The organism is Candidatus Chlorobium masyuteum (assembly GCF_011601315.1).
Taxonomy (GTDB): domain Bacteria; phylum Bacteroidota; class Chlorobiia; order Chlorobiales; family Chlorobiaceae; genus Chlorobium; species Chlorobium masyuteum.
Genome location: NZ_JAAORA010000002.1, coordinates 74598 through 89085, shown reverse-complemented (window position 1 = coordinate 89085; position 14488 = coordinate 74598). Strand labels below are relative to the sequence as shown.

Here is a 14488-nt window from a genome sequence, read left to right as displayed (position 1 = left end):
AACGACCGGGAGTCAAGCGCCCCTGCAGGGCAGGTTCACAACTGCCATGTACATCTGAAATTCATACTCTTTGCTGCATTTTACTCAGAACTGCCGTGAAACTCCGGCCTGAACACTTCTGGCATGGAAAGCCGTCACTCCCGGATCGCCGTTACCAAAAAGAGCCCACTGTTGACGCTGTTCATACTTTTCGAACTTCAAATCAACCAGCCAGTCACGGCTCAATTGCTTGCTTATCTTCACCCCGGCCGTAACAGCGCCAAAAGCCGAAAGCCGCTGATCTTCCGTATAAAAGAGTGCACCGGCAGGAGGTGGTGTGGCTGTTGATGGATTTGCCTGCTCTGCCGGGCCGGCTGCCACATAAAAATCAGCCCCGGACTGTGTATAGAGTCGAAGCAACGGTGTTATTGTCCAGCCATGATGCAACGGCTGTACATATTCACCCCCAAGCGTATGCGCCCGAATACCGAAAGAGTCGGTGTAATAACGCCAGGAGAGCCTTATGGTACCGTCGCTGCCATCGAAATGGTGGTTCCACCGGGTCAAAAGGGTCATGTTATTGCGATCCCTCGGTCTCTGGTCCGGATCCTTGTAGGGGTCGGTGTAATAGCCGTTTCCGTTTGAGTAGCCAAGGTTGAGCTGCACAATATCACGCTTCGATAACACTCTTGTAACGCCCAACAGGCCCGCTAAAATCTGCTTCCCTTCATTCCGGTCCTGCTTTTTCACCGCCACAACATTCGGAGCATTGAGCTTTATGGTGTCGTCGGTAAAACTTCCGCCGAGAGTAAACGTTGTATTTTTGTCCTCTGTCGACCAGCTCCCCTGCAAAGAGGCGCTGCGGGAGATGTAATCAGACTCTTTCGAATAACTGAGAGCAGCACCAAGCGTTCCCTGTGAAAAGTACCGGGTGAGATTGAGATCACCGGCATAACGAATCTCCCCGGATGCTCCCGATACCGCGTTATTGGCCGGAAAACCCGAGGAGTGGTAGGCCGGAGATGCCCCCGTAACCGAATCCTCCATGAACGATGTTCCGATTGACCATTTACCGGCAATGGGAGCTGTTGCCATCACAGTAAAAGCATTAACCGCAATCCGATCCCTCTGCATCCCTGTTGTAAGCGCTGAATCTCCGGACTGACTATCCTGATAATTCAGATATTTCATGCTGACCACTCCCCGTTCCGGCGGAGCATCAGCATAGAGCATCTGCCCTGAGGGCAATGCCAGCGCAGCACCTAAAAGCACACTGCTCAAACGGGCGGATTTTACCTTTGCATGCAACCTCATCACATAGAGAGCAGTTACTGTTATTGCTAAATTGATAACCTCCGCAGCAGCAAAAAACTGGCTACCTGTTTACATGCAAGATCTCTTGCCGGAGAATATTACTGAAGGCATGAACCACCTTTTTTTCCTGCTTGTACAGAAAAAAAAGGCGATGAGATACAACAACAGAATACATAATTACTGCTTTCCGGAAAAAAACTGCCAACGCAAGGTGAAAACAAAATCAATGCCGGTACATCAAGAGAGGAGTATCTGGTTGTTATCATCAGGTCATCAAGGCAACAGCAGTCATCGACGCATCTGTATCATCACCAGCCAAAATCAATATCATCAAGGTGCTTAAGGTACCGGCAGGATCAGCAGCTCATCAGCTAACCCTTTTTAATTGTAGTGAATAAACAATTAAAGAAGCCTTAACGATAACTTAATTTATGCTTAAAAAACACCCTAACACCGTTTTGCCTCCTGCCACAAGGCATCAAGCTCTTCGGGGCTGAACTCCTTCCAGTCGCGCTCCGAAGAGTGCACCTTCTCTTCAACTGCGCGAAACCTGGCCATAAACTTGTTGGTGGCTTTTCTCAGCGCATCTTCAGGATTGGCGCCAAGAAAACGGCTGTAGTTGACAATAGTGAAGAGCAGGTCGCCAAACTCCTCCTCCTGCTCAGCCTTGCCTGCCGCATGTTTCAGTTCACTGATCTCTTCAGCAAGCTTGTCGAGCACCCCGTCATCACTTGGCCAGTCGAAACCGACTCCGGAGACCTTTTTCTGCACCCGGTATGCCCGCAGCAGTTCCGACATGGTGTTCGGCACACCCTCAAGCAGACTTTGACGACCCTCCTGCATTTTAAGGCTTTCCCAGTTTTTCACAACCTCCCGTTCGCTCTCGGCTACAACGTCACCAAACACATGCGGATGACGGCTTATGAGCTTGTGAGAGAGCGCATCAAAAACATCTCCAAACGAGAAGGTTCCGCGCTCACCGGCGAGTTCCACCTGAAAACAGAGGTGGAGAAAGAGGTCGCCTATCTCTTTTTTAAGTTCACTCTCATCCCCCTCGTCGATAGCATGTACCAGCTCATAGCTCTCCTCAAGCAGCAGATGGGCAAGAGAGTGTGATGTCTGTTTTCTGTCCCATGGGCACTCCTGGCGAAGCACCTTTACCAGGCTGACCACCCGTTCAAACTGCTCCTGAAGCGTACGCTCTCTCTTTGCGGTAATAGCAGCTTTCAACTGCTCAATCGGTCTGTTTTCCTGCATGGTCTCTTTTGATTTTGTTTCCCTTCAAACTGCCAAGGGCATCGCTATACAGTATCGGATCGAAACAGCGTTACAACGATGCCCTAAAGTTACAATTTCTTGCCTCTAATCCTTATACTTCCAGAACGTACAGTCAACCTCAAAAACCAGCAGCCATGACCACCCGCTCCGCCTCTCTTCCTGAACCGGGCATGCCGATAGCCGCAGTTGCAACGCCGGTTGGTGTCGGAGCACTGGCGGTTGTGCGTATAAGCGGCAGGGGGGTTTTCGGGATCGCCGGGTGTATTTTTAAAAAAAAGCAGAACCCCGCATTCCGATTTTCTGAAGCAAAGGGCTATACGGCCCATTTCGGCTCCGTGCATGACTCTGAGGGGCTGATTGATGAAGTGGTAGCACTCGTCCTGCGGGCCCCGAACTCCTTTACCATGGAGGATATGGTGGAGTTTACCTGCCACGGAGGGCCGGTTGTTGTGCAACACCTTCTGAAGGTGCTGCTTGATAAGGGGTGCCGCCTGGCTGAACCCGGAGAGTTTACCCGCCGCGCCTTCCTCAACGGCCGCATTGATCTCCTCCAGGCTGAAGCCATCGGCGAGATGATCCATGCCCGCTCTGAGTCAGCCTTCCGCACGGCGGTGACCCAGATGCAGGGGACACTTTCACTCCGTCTTGAGGCCATGCGCGAGCAGCTTCTTCGCTCCTGCGCACTGCTTGAGCTTGAGCTTGACTTCAGCGAAGAGGATGTGGAGTTCCAGAGCCGGAGTGAGCTGCAGCAGCAGCTTGGCGTGTTGCAGGAGGAGCTGCGTCGTCTGGTCGACTCCTACCAGCATGGCCGGATAATGAAGGAGGGTGTTGCAACCGTCATTGCCGGCCGGCCGAATGCAGGGAAATCAACCCTGCTCAACACGCTTCTCGGCGAAGAGCGCTCAATTGTCAGCCACATGCCCGGCACTACCCGTGACTACATTGAGGAGTGCTTTCTCTACAACAAAACCATGTTCCGTCTCACCGATACAGCGGGTCTGCGCGAAGCCGAAGAGGAGATTGAGCATGAAGGGGTAAAGCGGAGCTACCGCAAAATAGCCGAAGCCGACCTCATTGTGTACATCCTTGACCTCACGCTTGATGACTATAAGGATGAGGTTGCCCGGATCCTTGAATTCATAAGCGAGTACCGAAATGCAAGGATGATTGTTGCGGCCAACAAAATTGACCTGGCATCGGAAAGTCCGGAGAGGATTCAAGAGCTGCGTGAAGCAACCGGTTGTGCGGTATGCGGAATTTCGGCGGCAAAGGGGGAGGGGCTTGATGCACTTAAAGAGCTGATGAACACTATGGTTGCGGGGCTTGACAAGCTGCATGAAGCAAGCGTGCTGGTCACCAGCCTTCGCCACTACGAAGCCCTCCGCAACGCCTCCGATGCCCTCGAAAATGCCCGGATGTTGATCAACAGCAACTCCGAAACCGAACTCATCGCCTTTGAACTCCGTTCTGCCCTCGACTACGTCGGCGAGATCACCGGCAAGGTTATCAACGAGGAGATACTCAACACGATCTTTGACCAGTTCTGTATAGGTAAATAGGCCTTTGAACTTAAATCAGCCTGCGAATCTTGCTGGATCTTATATTTCTTCGATTCTTTGCTTTTGTCTCTCCGGATCCATCCGCAAACTCATCACACCCGAAACAACAATCTCGTTGCCGTCATGGTAGTAAAGTACCGCGTAGGGAAACCGACGAAAAAGCGCTCTGCGATGGTTATGGCTCACTACTCGCCATGCCTCAGGGCACTGGCAAATCCTGTTCATTGATGCTTCGAATTCATCAAGAAAGTCTGCTCCAAGACCGGAGCATTGACTTTCATAATATTTCACTGCTCCGGTCAAATCCTCGACAGCGAGCGAAATGATGCGATAGTTCATCCCAAACCTTTCCGCAGGGAATCAACGACTGATTTTCCGTCAAACGCTTCAATTTCACCGCTGAGAAACAAGCCAAGACGCCGTTCCGCTTCATCGGCCCAGGCCTTCATGACCCTGTCATCTTCACCCCCGAGCGTCTGCAAAAGATGGTCAGCAAGCAGAGCCCTTTCCTGGAGAGTAAGTTTCAATGCTTCTTTTTCAATTAATACAGCATCCATTGATTATTGCAATTGAATTGTTCCATTCCGCAAGCACCCTTTGGCGGGTTGCTCATACAGAATCCGGAATTATACTGTCAAAGTGCAGAGATGTACGTTCTGCAATGGACGCAGCAGGAAGAGATGTTTCTGGGCCCCTGCGCACTACTACCAATAAAGTACGTAAGGCGATTGATAACAAGAAATCCGAAAACAAAAACGCACAGTACTAAGGCACTGGTTTCAAAACACCCGGATGGCGCGGACACGGTTGTAGGAGTCCTTTGGTTCGGCGCTCTGGCAACCAAAAGAGCTGAAATCTTTTATCCAGATTCCGGCTTTTATCCAGCCCCCTCCGTCAAGGCTCTCCGAGGAGCTCCAGTAGGTGGCTGATTCATGCACAAAACCGCCTACAACCCGCTTATGAAGATAGAGCTGGTTCAACTGCTCCTTGTCTGGCAGAATCCAGTCGCGGAATCCGCCGGTTTCCGATTTTCTGCATGCCTCCACAGCGTCCGGCCAGTTAAACAACCCTTCAGACAACCCTTTCATGGCTGCGATGCACGGAGAGGACCCCTCCATATCGGATTTTGCCGCTATCAAACCGTGCACTCCTGTCTGGTCGATAAAAAAGATAATCCCGCCGCCATATTGCGCGCCGATTTTGATGTCGGGTGAAGGGTATGATTTCTCTCCGAAAAGTTTGTTGAACAAAGACATAAGTGAGGCTTGAAACGTTAACTAAAAGGCACTTCCATTAATTTATTCCGCAATTCGATTGCTTCTTTTTTCCGACAGGATTCATCCCGTTTACTGCGCTCCGCCAGCCTCTCACGCAAACTGCTCACGACAAGTAATAGCTGTTGCCCTACAGAGTATAATACTTGTTACCCGTTCCACCGCGCTCAGGGTGCAGGTTCCGCGACGGGAACCTCTACCGGCGGAAGGGGAGGAACAACAATAGTCATATTGACATCAAAAAGGAAATCATCCTTGATCGTTATATCAACCGGGCGGGGATTTGCAATCGGGCGGTTTCCGACCGATACCGGAGTGATGCGGTATGTTCCGCTGCGAAGGGTATCGGCACGATAGTAACCGAACTCGTTGGTCAAGGACTTGACAGAAGATATGCCCTCCTTGCCGGATACTTCGAGCAGGACATTGGCAATACCGTTGCCGGAGGAGTCACCGACAAATCCTGCAACACCGAACTCCGCATAAACCGGAATGGTGAGCGCCGTAACCGCTCCGCTTTTAACTTCCACTTTCCTCTCTTTCTGATCAACCGCCAGCTCAATAGGCAGTTTTTCGGGATCAACGGCAACATTATAGATACCGGGCTTCAGACTTCCGATAAAAAATGATCCATCAATCTGTTGCTGCTGCATCTGACGGCCATTGAGCAGAATGCTGATATTATTGATGTCGGAAGCGGAGAGTTTTGTCTCATTGCCAATATCAAGGGATCCTGCAATAGCTCCTCTTGTAAGGGTAACAGCATTTCGATTGATGGGAAAGAGCCCCCGGTTCGACCATCCAAGATCCCATGATAAAGAGAGTGCAACATTTTTCAGTGTCTCGGGCATAATCATGTTGGCATTCACATCACCCATGGTAATATTGGCGACGGTTTTCATCTGATAGCTATACTGCAGGGCAACCCTGAGTCCGGTATTGATATAACGCGTCCATGATCCGGCAACACCGAACGATGATGCTGAACGGGAAATTGCTGTCTCAATAAGGTCATTGGTATTGTTTCTAGGGTACCAGTTGAGTAACAGATTGGTGATATTTGTTTTATAGATACGGTGATAATCGTTTAACAGGCGAACATTAAAGTGGTCACTGAAATTGCGCTGATAATCGAGAGAGATAATATCATTTTGATAAATGCTCCGCAGGGTATTGTAGTCACCTATCCGGATGCCGGCCTCATAACGGTAGTTCTCAAAATCATCAGGAGTCGCACTGAGTGTAAGCCGGGAAAAAGGATAGAGGCTGACAGCGGGCAGAACATAATGGGCAGGCCAGCGATCCCCCAGTTTTTCGTAGTGCGCAATAATCTGCACCCCCAACTGCCGGAAAGGAGATGCTCCCCAGCGGAACAGATGATTGATATCTCTTTCCTGAAAATCATAGGCGAAACGATCCTGGCGTATGGTTCCCCAGTATGCAGCCGTCCAGTTCGTATAGTGGCCTTCAAGCCGGAAATCGGCAGCTCCGCGTTCATTGGAACGGGCTCCGTAGAGTGCGGCATTCCAGTTTGCTCCGGGAGAGAGTATTGTTCCGAGAAGCAGATCCGAGGACTGAGCTGACGGGTTCAACTGCATTGCGGCTTCAAGGGTAATTCTGCTGTGCAGGCCATAGAGCACATTACCGAAAGCTGCATCTGCATTGTTAACCCGCTCCTGCTGGATGAGCAGGTTTCCGGTTTTTCCCAGACCGCCACGAATCAGCAGTTCTCCCTGTGGCAGAGCCCTTCCCGCAACTGACTGGCTGAAGTCAATGACCTTTACCGGTTTTTCATTGATGGAACGAAGATAGATATAGACCTCTGTTTTACGAAGGTCTGTCGACATCCGGACGTTCTCAAAAAAGAACTTGCCGTCCAGACCAATGCGCTGGCGCTGAAAAACCTCACCGTCAAAGCGCAGTTCAGCGATACTTGCGGGTGGGCCGTTGCCCTCAATAGTCCGTAACTGGTTTGCATCAATATTTAAAAACAGCTCGCTTGCATTATCCTGCCCGGCATCAAGCTGGCGCATAATCGAATGGTTATTCCAGCCAATCTGCACACCGGTCATGTTTGTCGAACCGATCAGAGAATAACTTCCGGTATACCCGGTACCGATACGAAGAGCAAGTTTATTGTTGAAGGTCGTCCAATGATAGCGTGAAGGGGTAAATGCCGATCCTCTTTCGGTCGCGGCAGTGACATTCCAGACACCGTTCAAGAGCCTTCCTCCGCTTGCGATCTGCAGATTACGATTGACATCCGAGTTAAAGTCATAGTCGGCTGAAGCTTCGATGCCGATAAATGAGATGGAGCGATCCGGAGCCAGGATATCGGCCGTTCTGATCGTCATTTTTCTCGGTGAACCGGCACTCCAGGGGATGGTGAGCATAACAGCAAAAAGTTGCTGGTTAAACTCCGGAGAGGCAAGAAAGGTGGTTTTAAGATCCGTAAAAGAGATGCATGGAACCGCATCAAACTCTTTCAGCCTGGCTGTGTTGAAACTGATAATGCCGATATTCGTCGGATAAAAGGCTGTTCCGGCACTCCGTCGCTCCTCTTTTAACCCCGTTTTGTCAAGAAAGAGTGAAAACGGAATCCAGTACTCCCTGTTTTCACGAAAAACAGTGTCCTCTTTTTCCAGGCGGTTATTAATATAAATACCGACAAGCAGCCGCTCCATACCCGAAGAAACCTGTGCAGTGGATGGCGACAGCTGAACGGAAGGAGTGGCTGTTGTAACTGACGGCGGGGCAGGCAAAGAGCCTGCTTCTTCCGCTATTGCCACAGAGGAAGAGAAGAGCGCAAAAAGTGCGATATGGAGAACAACAAAAAGATAGCGCTGCATAAACCTGAAAAAGAGAAAATAATCCTCTAAGGACTCTTCGTATTACAGCTTGCTCTACTGTAAAATCTTTTCAATCTTTTTACCATCAATCGTGCCGCTCACCGTTACAATGTAGCCGGTATTCTTGTCAGGAGGGTCAAATTTCGTGGTAATGGTGCGCCTCTGGCCTGCAAGTACCGGGGTGTTGTTCATACTGCCGGAACCAATAAACCAATCCGGCCTCTTTTTATCACGAGGCCAGTTCATATAGCTTCCTATGGATTTAAATCCGGGGAACCCGTCTTTTTTCCACAGGGCATACTCCCCTTTCAGACGGGTATGAACATTGCCGCTGTTCTGAATATCCACCTTCAGTGTGCCGGAAGCTCTGTCAAGAGTCACGCCCTGCAATGATGCAGAACGCTGTATCTTCTCCGCATAGCCGTAGACTCCTACTCCGAGTTTGAAGAGTATCTCAACACCACCGGGGTTTGTCGGCGAAAGCTGTTCAGCAAAATAGATAACCGCGCGATGCTCACCCGGATTTGGAAGCGTACGGGGGCGAATGGAGAATCTGATAACCTGTTCGTTGCCCGGATCAATGGTAAAGCTGACGGGATTGATAATCATCCACTGGTCAAGCGACTGGGAATCTGGCGGGAGTATCTTCAGTTTATTCTGTTCGTCAAGCGTCCAGTTGTAAACCTCGACCTTGAGGGTTACCGGATTTTTTTTCAGATTCTTGATTCGTATGGACTCATTGACCGGCTTTGAGCCAATGTTGATCTCAAACATGGCCGGAGAGACCGCAACCTGCCCCGGAGGCTCTTCAGCACAAAGAAGCCTCCATGACAGAGAGGAGAGCAGTAGCAGGATAGTGAGCGTTACAATGCGTTTCATTGAAAGTTCACCGAGGTTATGTTGGCTTTAACTGTACCGGAATAGATGCCGGAATTTTTTATTCCTCCAAAGTTAAAGGAAATATTGACAGAATCCGTCAATGTCCACCGATTACTTGAACGTTTTGTTGCTGTCACACCATTGGGAATCACCGTTACCGCAATGGTTGAAGTTGGATCAAGCGAGTTTGAAAACACTCCCGGCTGGCCATTTGCCCCCGTTACCGTGTAGGTAACGCTCACACTGGGAACCGTAGAATTGTTCAGTCGAAACGCCCACGTCCAGAGGGGATTTATGGTACGGATTTGGGGTTGCTGCGCGGCATAGGTGTTATCGGCAGAGAGTGTCGATTCAGTCGCCGGTGCTATCCAGTCGACCTGAACCTGTGCCGTGGCATAGGCGGTGGTACTCCCCAAACCAAGCTCTGTCGCCGGTTTTATATTCGACAGAACAATCGGCGCCGATGTCATGGTAAAAACAGAGCTGCCGGAGACGATGGTAGCCGGGGCGGCAACTGCCGGTGTAGCTATGACACTCTCCACCAGGAGAGGCATGATGAAGAGCACGAGGGTTTTCAGCAGATGAAGAACAGCAATACGCGCTTTTTTTAACCCCGGCGTTTCGTTTTTCTGCACTTTTGTAAGCATAACTGAACAGGGTTTACGACCTGACCGTTAAATGGTTTGTGCTGTAATCGTGAACGATCCGACATGGTCACCGGATTCCGTTGTATCCATAAAATTAAGATTCATCCTTACATCACCAACACTTGGAGTCTGTCCGGTAACTCCCCGCAACTTCATGGTGATGGTGCTGCCTGATACCGCTCCGCTTACCCCATTGGTTGAAGAGAGGGTGTATCCGGTTACAGCGATTTTTGAGGCTGAACCGGCTCTTGTTGCAGAAAAATCCGTTCCGGTAATCGATACCGTCGCCGTTCCGCTTTTTGAGAGTCCGGCAATTGCCCAGGCGTTCTTCAGCGTGACATTAACCGATAACGGGCCAACCTCTGTTGCTGATGCCGCAAGTGTCTGCGAGGTATCGCCGAGTGTGGTCCAGGTTGCCGATAACACAGAGCCTGACTGAGACACGCCTGACGATGTTGCCGAGAGGTTCAGGGCAACTGCGCTGTAGTAGTGCAGAACCAGATACTCCGGCATCCTGACCGTAACATTGGTTTTTCCGGATTTGGAAACCGAATCCGAATGATGGTCATCATCGGCTCGGGCTGACGAAGGCACTCCCCACACTCCGCAAAGTGCAGCTATAAGAGCCGTAATCCTGATTGCTTTGAGCTTTTTCATGATATTCAATCCTTCTTCCCTTGTTACAATATAGCCTATGATTTCTGTCGTATTCAGGGCTCTGCCCTTTTACTCATAATCATCAACTATCGGGCCAAAGAGATCAGAATCACTCTTTTCTCATCTATTCTTTCAAAGAACAACAGAATAAAAGCCTATAAAAAAAGGGTTTATGCTCATATCACGCATCCCGGATATTTTCTTGCCTTACAAACAATAAAAGAGCTCATGAGACAGTTCAGTGGCAACAATCCGTCTCATTTTTACGAAATCGTATCGTTTTATAAGACATATACTGATTATAGATACATAAATTTTTCCGGTTTTATTGCCACTTTTACCGCGAAAATAGCGATAAAAAAAGAGGGTAAACGGCTTTACAAGCCATAAACCTTCATCTATTGCGAGATCCATTTCGAGATTAAATATAACCTAATCCCGGAGCAGGCAATAGTTATGGAGTGTCTCAAATAGCGATGTATTGGCTATCAAACGGTATGGTGGGCTTATTCGGCAGAGCTGAAGCGCAATTACGGGTGGTTAAAGGAACGCCGGAAAGGGTGTACGTCGTCCGGACGATGTAGCGGAGGAGTCCTGGAGTGCGGGAAGAGCAGAGGGCATATCAGGCGCTGCTTTAACCGCCGCCATTCGCTGCTTTTTAAAATACTGAATCGCAGATTCCGAAATAGAGATCGTAACTTTTGTGCTTACTGCAACCTGTTGTTCTGCAAGCGCATTGCTGAACAGGGAGATGAAAAACAGGATAACAATCCCGAATTTTACAGTAAACAGCATCGCACTCTTATTTATAACAAGTCAAAACCGGCTATACCACATCTTCATCAGCAGAAAAAGACAGCCTGAACCGTACTACTGCTGTAAGCGTATGATAAATAATTTATTTGAGGATTAAAAGCACCTGACAAACAAGCTCATGGAGAAAAAAACCTGATCAGGGGAATCATCACTCCCTTTTTCAGCACTCACCTGCACCGCATCCGAAAAGTTGACGGCGCAGGTAACTCAAAAATCAGCTTTGCGTATAGGTATGAACGCTGTTCTGTGCCGAAGGCAGATAGTTTACGCCGAACCAGCAGACCAGCAGTACGATAAACGAGAGCGCAAGGTACCACTGGAGTTTTCCACGGTCAATCTTGTATCGGAATGCATGAAGATAACCGAGATAGGCAAGCCAGGAGAGAAACGCCCAGGTCTCTTTTGGATCCCATGTCCAGTAGTGGCCCCATGCCTCCTTGGCCCAGAGCGCACCGAATATCAGGCCGAAGGTCAGAAGCACAAAGCCAAGCAGAGCAAGATAGTGCGCAGCCGTTTCGCCGGCATCATTTTTTTTGGAGCGCAACTGAAGCGAGACATTATGCAGTGCGGCCACCGAAGATGCGGCAAGCAGCACATAACCGACAAGATAGACCACAACATGGGGAATAAACCAGGGGCTCTGGAGCGCAGGCATGAGCGTCTTGTCAAACACTTCGGGATGCAGCAGGTTAATGACAAGAAAAAATCCTGCAAGCGCCATACAGTAGTACTTCAGCCAGGAAATTTTCCAGCGGTACTCAACCAGAAATCCTGCAAGAGGAATCAGGGCGGCATACCAGAGCCTGGTTTCACCAAGTGTTCTGAGGGGGGGACGGCCGAGAAAACTCCAGTAGATGGCAATGTATGCCACCATGACCATCGTCCCGCCGAATGCAATCAGAAAAGCCGGAAGTTTCAGTGCTGCGGTTTTGCGCGAAAAGAGATCAAGCAGTGAGCCCAAAGCCCAGCAGACCATGGCCAGAATGGCCGCAGTGTTAAAATCAATAACCATTATGCAACCTCTGAATGTTTAATGCCATTCCAGAAAAACAGAATATTTCCCGCCATGATCATGAATAAACCAAGATAGACCGCCGGAAGCCAAGGGTCACGGATGACTTCGATCAGACTGAGCTGGGACCACTTGCCCATTTTCTCATCATAGCCCATCTGATAGAGCTTCCATCCATTAAACGATAACGGCTGGTTAACTCCGAGCGTTGCGGTTTTCTGCTCACCGTTTTCGCCCTGAATGGATACAGCAGAGTTGAAGGACTTCGGCGATCCGGGAACCATGATGAGCAGAATCCCGCCAAGATCAGCCGCATCAGGCTTCAGCATCGGACTACCGGTACTGATCCATGCATCAAAAGGAGCCCCGCCGGAGCTGATCCTCACTTTTGCAAAAGGCATGCCCGCCTTGCGGTCAGCCGCCTGAGGCTCGCCGTCACTGCCACGAAGTCCATAGGGCAGATAATCAACCACCTCAACCTCCACGCCCTTCCATGATGCCGTTACACCCTTGCGAACCTGAATAATCGCCTGAGAGCGTTCAACGAGAAGCTTGTCGTTTTGCGGATCATAGAGCAGAAGCTGGGGAGGATACTCTTCAAGGGAGAAGTTCTGAAGAAAGATGGAAAAAGGGAGCTGCTGCGGGGTATCGCTGTTCATCGAATAACCGAGGTTATTGGCTTTTCCTATCTCAATCGGCACAACAAAACGCTGAAGATCGGTACTGCCGAAAATACCGCAGGAGAGTGCCAGCCAGAAACCGGCATGAAAAAGAATAAACTGAAGATTCTTCATACTGAACGGAAAGAGCTTCCAGGAGAGACCGAGGCCGAGATTGGCAAGAAAAAAGAGCACCGTCAGAAGAAAAGGCCAGCTTGAAAAAATCTGGTTAATCCGCAGCATGGCTGTGAGTGAACCGGCAAGAGCCTCTCCCTGAGGTACAATGCCTCCGATCAGGGAGAGCACGGCAATTGCAAAAATAAGAGCAAGTCCGAGGGGGATACCGCCCAGCCACTGGACAACAGCGCTGTTCCTGAACGCCAGGCCAGCACCGAGTACCGTAAGAGCGAAAATAACAAGGGCTATGGCGTTAACCGGCAGATGGAGCAGCGGAATACCACCCCCTGCGCCCAGATACTCAACAAAAAAACCCGCAATAATGACCATTGCGGTAACAAGAAATGCCTCCCTGAACTCCCAGGGGGCCTGAAACCACCGACGCCGGACAACAACCATAAGGATACAGCTCTAAATCTTTTTAGGTAACTATCTTTTTTTTCTCAACACTGGAGGCAGAGAGTAAAAATATGCACGAATAAAACGGAAAAACTCAACATCTATCCTGGCGCAACGCTGAAACCGTTCAGTGCAGACGAGCTCTTTACCCCTCTCTTATCCGCAGTTACATGATCATTCAAGGGCAGGATGCAACCGGTTCCTTGCGGGAAAGTGGTGAATGCTGATTGATCGTACGCCAATATAGTATTGAAAACAGATGAGTTCAACAGTTCTCAGAATGGGTAACTGTTTTTTTTCCTCCGGCGTTCACTCCGCTGAAAGAAACTCCGATACCTCAGAAAAATACTCCTCCCCTGCTTTGTGACCTCCACTGAACAGCATTGCAGAAAAAGGGATCGAAGCATGCTGAAGCCTTGCCTTATCATGCTCAAACTGCTCCTGTGAGTAAATCCTGTCGCGGTTTCCTCTCGCCAGATGCACCCGAATCGTGCAGCCATGAAGGTCAAGCTCCGGGGGGATGTCGCCACCGAGCAGCAGAAGAGCTGACGCCCGGTGCCGGCCAAGCAGGGCCGCACGCCAGGCCATGCCGACCCCCTGGGAAAAGCCGTGAAAAACGAGCCGGTCCTGCAGAGCAAACCGCTCTTTTATACGGTCGATAACCCCGTCAACATAGTGAACATTCTCGGCAATACGCTCTTCACGGTTTCTGCCGGTCATCCAGCTTGCTCCCGCACTCCCGTCGGGGCGATAAAAGGAGTGAAGGGCTTCAACTGCGCAGCAGAGCCATCCGGCAGAGCCGGGAATGGAAGAGAGCAGCCCAAGCGCATCTTCGGCCCGCTCACCGTAGCCGTGAAACCCCACAAGAAGTGGAACCGGGCCTGATGCTGAGGGGGGGTGGAGAAGATATCTTGCGCTGATTGTTGTCTGATAGGAGTACTCCTGCATAGCACGCGCCTGAAAAAACAGTAAAACAGCCGGGAGAGCCG

Annotated in this window: 15 protein-coding genes; 2 read left to right on the top strand and 13 right to left on the bottom strand. The window is 50.1% G+C overall.

Annotated elements, in window-relative coordinates:
- Positions 1 to 84: 84 nt before the first annotated feature.
- Positions 85 to 1293 (bottom strand): DUF3570 domain-containing protein, encoded by a 1209-nt coding sequence (locus G9409_RS03995; RefSeq protein WP_166808022.1) that lies wholly within the window; start codon positions 1291 to 1293, stop codon positions 85 to 87.
- 73 nt (positions 1294 to 1366) lie between these two features.
- On the opposite strand from G9409_RS03995, the gene G9409_RS03990 reads away from it, so the two are divergent.
- Positions 1367 to 1636 (top strand): hypothetical protein, encoded by a 270-nt coding sequence (locus G9409_RS03990; protein ID WP_166807545.1) that lies wholly within the window; start codon positions 1367 to 1369, stop codon positions 1634 to 1636.
- Between the two features lie 104 nt (positions 1637 to 1740).
- Here G9409_RS03990 and mazG read toward each other — a convergent pair whose 3' ends face one another.
- Positions 1741 to 2550, bottom strand: coding sequence for a nucleoside triphosphate pyrophosphohydrolase (gene mazG / locus G9409_RS03985; protein WP_166807544.1), 810 nt, complete (start codon positions 2548 to 2550; stop codon positions 1741 to 1743).
- Between the two features lie 155 nt (positions 2551 to 2705).
- On the opposite strand from mazG, the gene mnmE reads away from it, so the two are divergent.
- A complete protein-coding gene (mnmE, locus tag G9409_RS03980; protein ID WP_166807543.1) occupies positions 2706 to 4130 on the top strand; it encodes a tRNA uridine-5-carboxymethylaminomethyl(34) synthesis GTPase MnmE in 1425 nt (474 codons plus the stop codon).
- 39 nt (positions 4131 to 4169) lie between these two features.
- On the opposite strand, the gene G9409_RS03975 is transcribed toward mnmE, so the two are convergent.
- The 11 genes from G9409_RS03975 to G9409_RS03925 all read right to left on the bottom strand — a co-directional run bounded on the left by G9409_RS03975 (position 4170) and on the right by G9409_RS03925 (position 14447).
- Positions 4170 to 4469, bottom strand: a complete 300-nt coding sequence (locus G9409_RS03975) for a type II toxin-antitoxin system RelE/ParE family toxin (protein WP_166807542.1) — start codon at positions 4467 to 4469, stop codon at positions 4170 to 4172.
- Positions 4466 to 4687, bottom strand: a complete 222-nt coding sequence (locus tag G9409_RS03970; protein ID WP_166807541.1) for an addiction module protein — start codon at positions 4685 to 4687, stop codon at positions 4466 to 4468. The genes G9409_RS03975 and G9409_RS03970 overlap by 4 nt, the downstream gene beginning before the upstream one ends.
- Before the next feature lie 222 nt (positions 4688 to 4909).
- Positions 4910 to 5386 (bottom strand): DUF1566 domain-containing protein, encoded by a 477-nt coding sequence (locus G9409_RS03965; RefSeq protein WP_166807540.1) that lies wholly within the window; start codon positions 5384 to 5386, stop codon positions 4910 to 4912.
- Between the two features lie 185 nt (positions 5387 to 5571).
- A complete protein-coding gene (locus G9409_RS03960) occupies positions 5572 to 8253 on the bottom strand; it encodes a carboxypeptidase-like regulatory domain-containing protein (protein WP_166807539.1) in 2682 nt (893 codons plus the stop codon).
- A gap of 54 nt (positions 8254 to 8307) precedes the next feature.
- Entirely contained in the window at positions 8308 to 9132 is an 825-nt protein-coding gene (locus G9409_RS03955) for a fimbrial biogenesis chaperone (protein WP_166807538.1), read from the bottom strand.
- A complete protein-coding gene (locus tag G9409_RS03950; protein ID WP_166807537.1) occupies positions 9129 to 9779 on the bottom strand; it encodes a hypothetical protein in 651 nt (216 codons plus the stop codon). Before G9409_RS03950 ends, G9409_RS03955 begins: the two co-directional genes overlap by 4 nt.
- Before the next feature lie 27 nt (positions 9780 to 9806).
- Entirely contained in the window at positions 9807 to 10436 is a 630-nt protein-coding gene (locus tag G9409_RS03945) for a hypothetical protein (protein WP_166807536.1), read from the bottom strand.
- A 540-nt stretch (positions 10437 to 10976) separates the two neighbouring features.
- Complete coding sequence (locus tag G9409_RS03940) at positions 10977 to 11231, bottom strand: hypothetical protein (protein ID WP_166807535.1); 255 nt, start codon at positions 11229 to 11231, stop codon at positions 10977 to 10979.
- 235 nt (positions 11232 to 11466) lie between these two features.
- Entirely contained in the window at positions 11467 to 12264 is a 798-nt protein-coding gene (locus tag G9409_RS03935; RefSeq protein WP_166807534.1) for a cytochrome c biogenesis protein, read from the bottom strand.
- A complete protein-coding gene (locus G9409_RS03930) occupies positions 12264 to 13499 on the bottom strand; it encodes a cytochrome c biogenesis protein ResB (RefSeq protein WP_166807533.1) in 1236 nt (411 codons plus the stop codon). The genes G9409_RS03935 and G9409_RS03930 overlap by 1 nt, the downstream gene beginning before the upstream one ends.
- A 309-nt stretch (positions 13500 to 13808) precedes the next feature.
- The gene (locus tag G9409_RS03925) at positions 13809 to 14447 is read right to left on the bottom strand and encodes an alpha/beta hydrolase (RefSeq protein WP_166807532.1); all 639 of its coding nucleotides are present in this window, start codon (positions 14445 to 14447) and stop codon (positions 13809 to 13811) included.
- Between the last annotated feature and the right edge of the window lie 41 nt (positions 14448 to 14488).

What these genes read in the sequence shown, in the direction of transcription:
- G9409_RS03955 (WP_166807538.1), bottom strand. Translation starts at nt 9,132, where the DNA reads ATGAAACGCATTGTAACGCTCACTATCCTGCTACTGCTCTCCTCTCTG.
- G9409_RS03930 (WP_166807533.1), bottom strand. Translation starts at nt 13,499, where the DNA reads ATGGTTGTTGTCCGGCGTCGGTGGTTTCAGGCCCCCTGGGAGTTCAGG.
- G9409_RS03925 (WP_166807532.1), bottom strand. Translation starts at nt 14,447, where the DNA reads ATGCAGGAGTACTCCTATCAGACAACAATCAGCGCAAGATATCTTCTC.
- G9409_RS03975 (WP_166807542.1), bottom strand. Translation starts at nt 4,469, where the DNA reads ATGAACTATCGCATCATTTCGCTCGCTGTCGAGGATTTGACCGGAGCA.
- G9409_RS03950 (WP_166807537.1), bottom strand. Translation starts at nt 9,779, where the DNA reads ATGCTTACAAAAGTGCAGAAAAACGAAACGCCGGGGTTAAAAAAAGCG.
- G9409_RS03960 (WP_166807539.1), bottom strand. Translation starts at nt 8,253, where the DNA reads ATGCAGCGCTATCTTTTTGTTGTTCTCCATATCGCACTTTTTGCGCTC.
- G9409_RS03935 (WP_166807534.1), bottom strand. Translation starts at nt 12,264, where the DNA reads ATGGTTATTGATTTTAACACTGCGGCCATTCTGGCCATGGTCTGCTGG.
- G9409_RS03970 (WP_166807541.1), bottom strand. Translation starts at nt 4,687, where the DNA reads ATGGATGCTGTATTAATTGAAAAAGAAGCATTGAAACTTACTCTCCAG.
- G9409_RS03940 (WP_166807535.1), bottom strand. Translation starts at nt 11,231, where the DNA reads ATGCTGTTTACTGTAAAATTCGGGATTGTTATCCTGTTTTTCATCTCC.
- G9409_RS03945 (WP_166807536.1), bottom strand. Translation starts at nt 10,436, where the DNA reads ATGAAAAAGCTCAAAGCAATCAGGATTACGGCTCTTATAGCTGCACTT.
- mazG (WP_166807544.1), bottom strand. Translation starts at nt 2,550, where the DNA reads ATGCAGGAAAACAGACCGATTGAGCAGTTGAAAGCTGCTATTACCGCA.
- G9409_RS03995 (WP_166808022.1), bottom strand. Translation starts at nt 1,293, where the DNA reads ATGAGGTTGCATGCAAAGGTAAAATCCGCCCGTTTGAGCAGTGTGCTT.
- mnmE (WP_166807543.1), top strand. Translation starts at nt 2,706, where the DNA reads ATGACCACCCGCTCCGCCTCTCTTCCTGAACCGGGCATGCCGATAGCC.
- G9409_RS03990 (WP_166807545.1), top strand. Translation starts at nt 1,367, where the DNA reads ATGCAAGATCTCTTGCCGGAGAATATTACTGAAGGCATGAACCACCTT.
- G9409_RS03965 (WP_166807540.1), bottom strand. Translation starts at nt 5,386, where the DNA reads ATGTCTTTGTTCAACAAACTTTTCGGAGAGAAATCATACCCTTCACCC.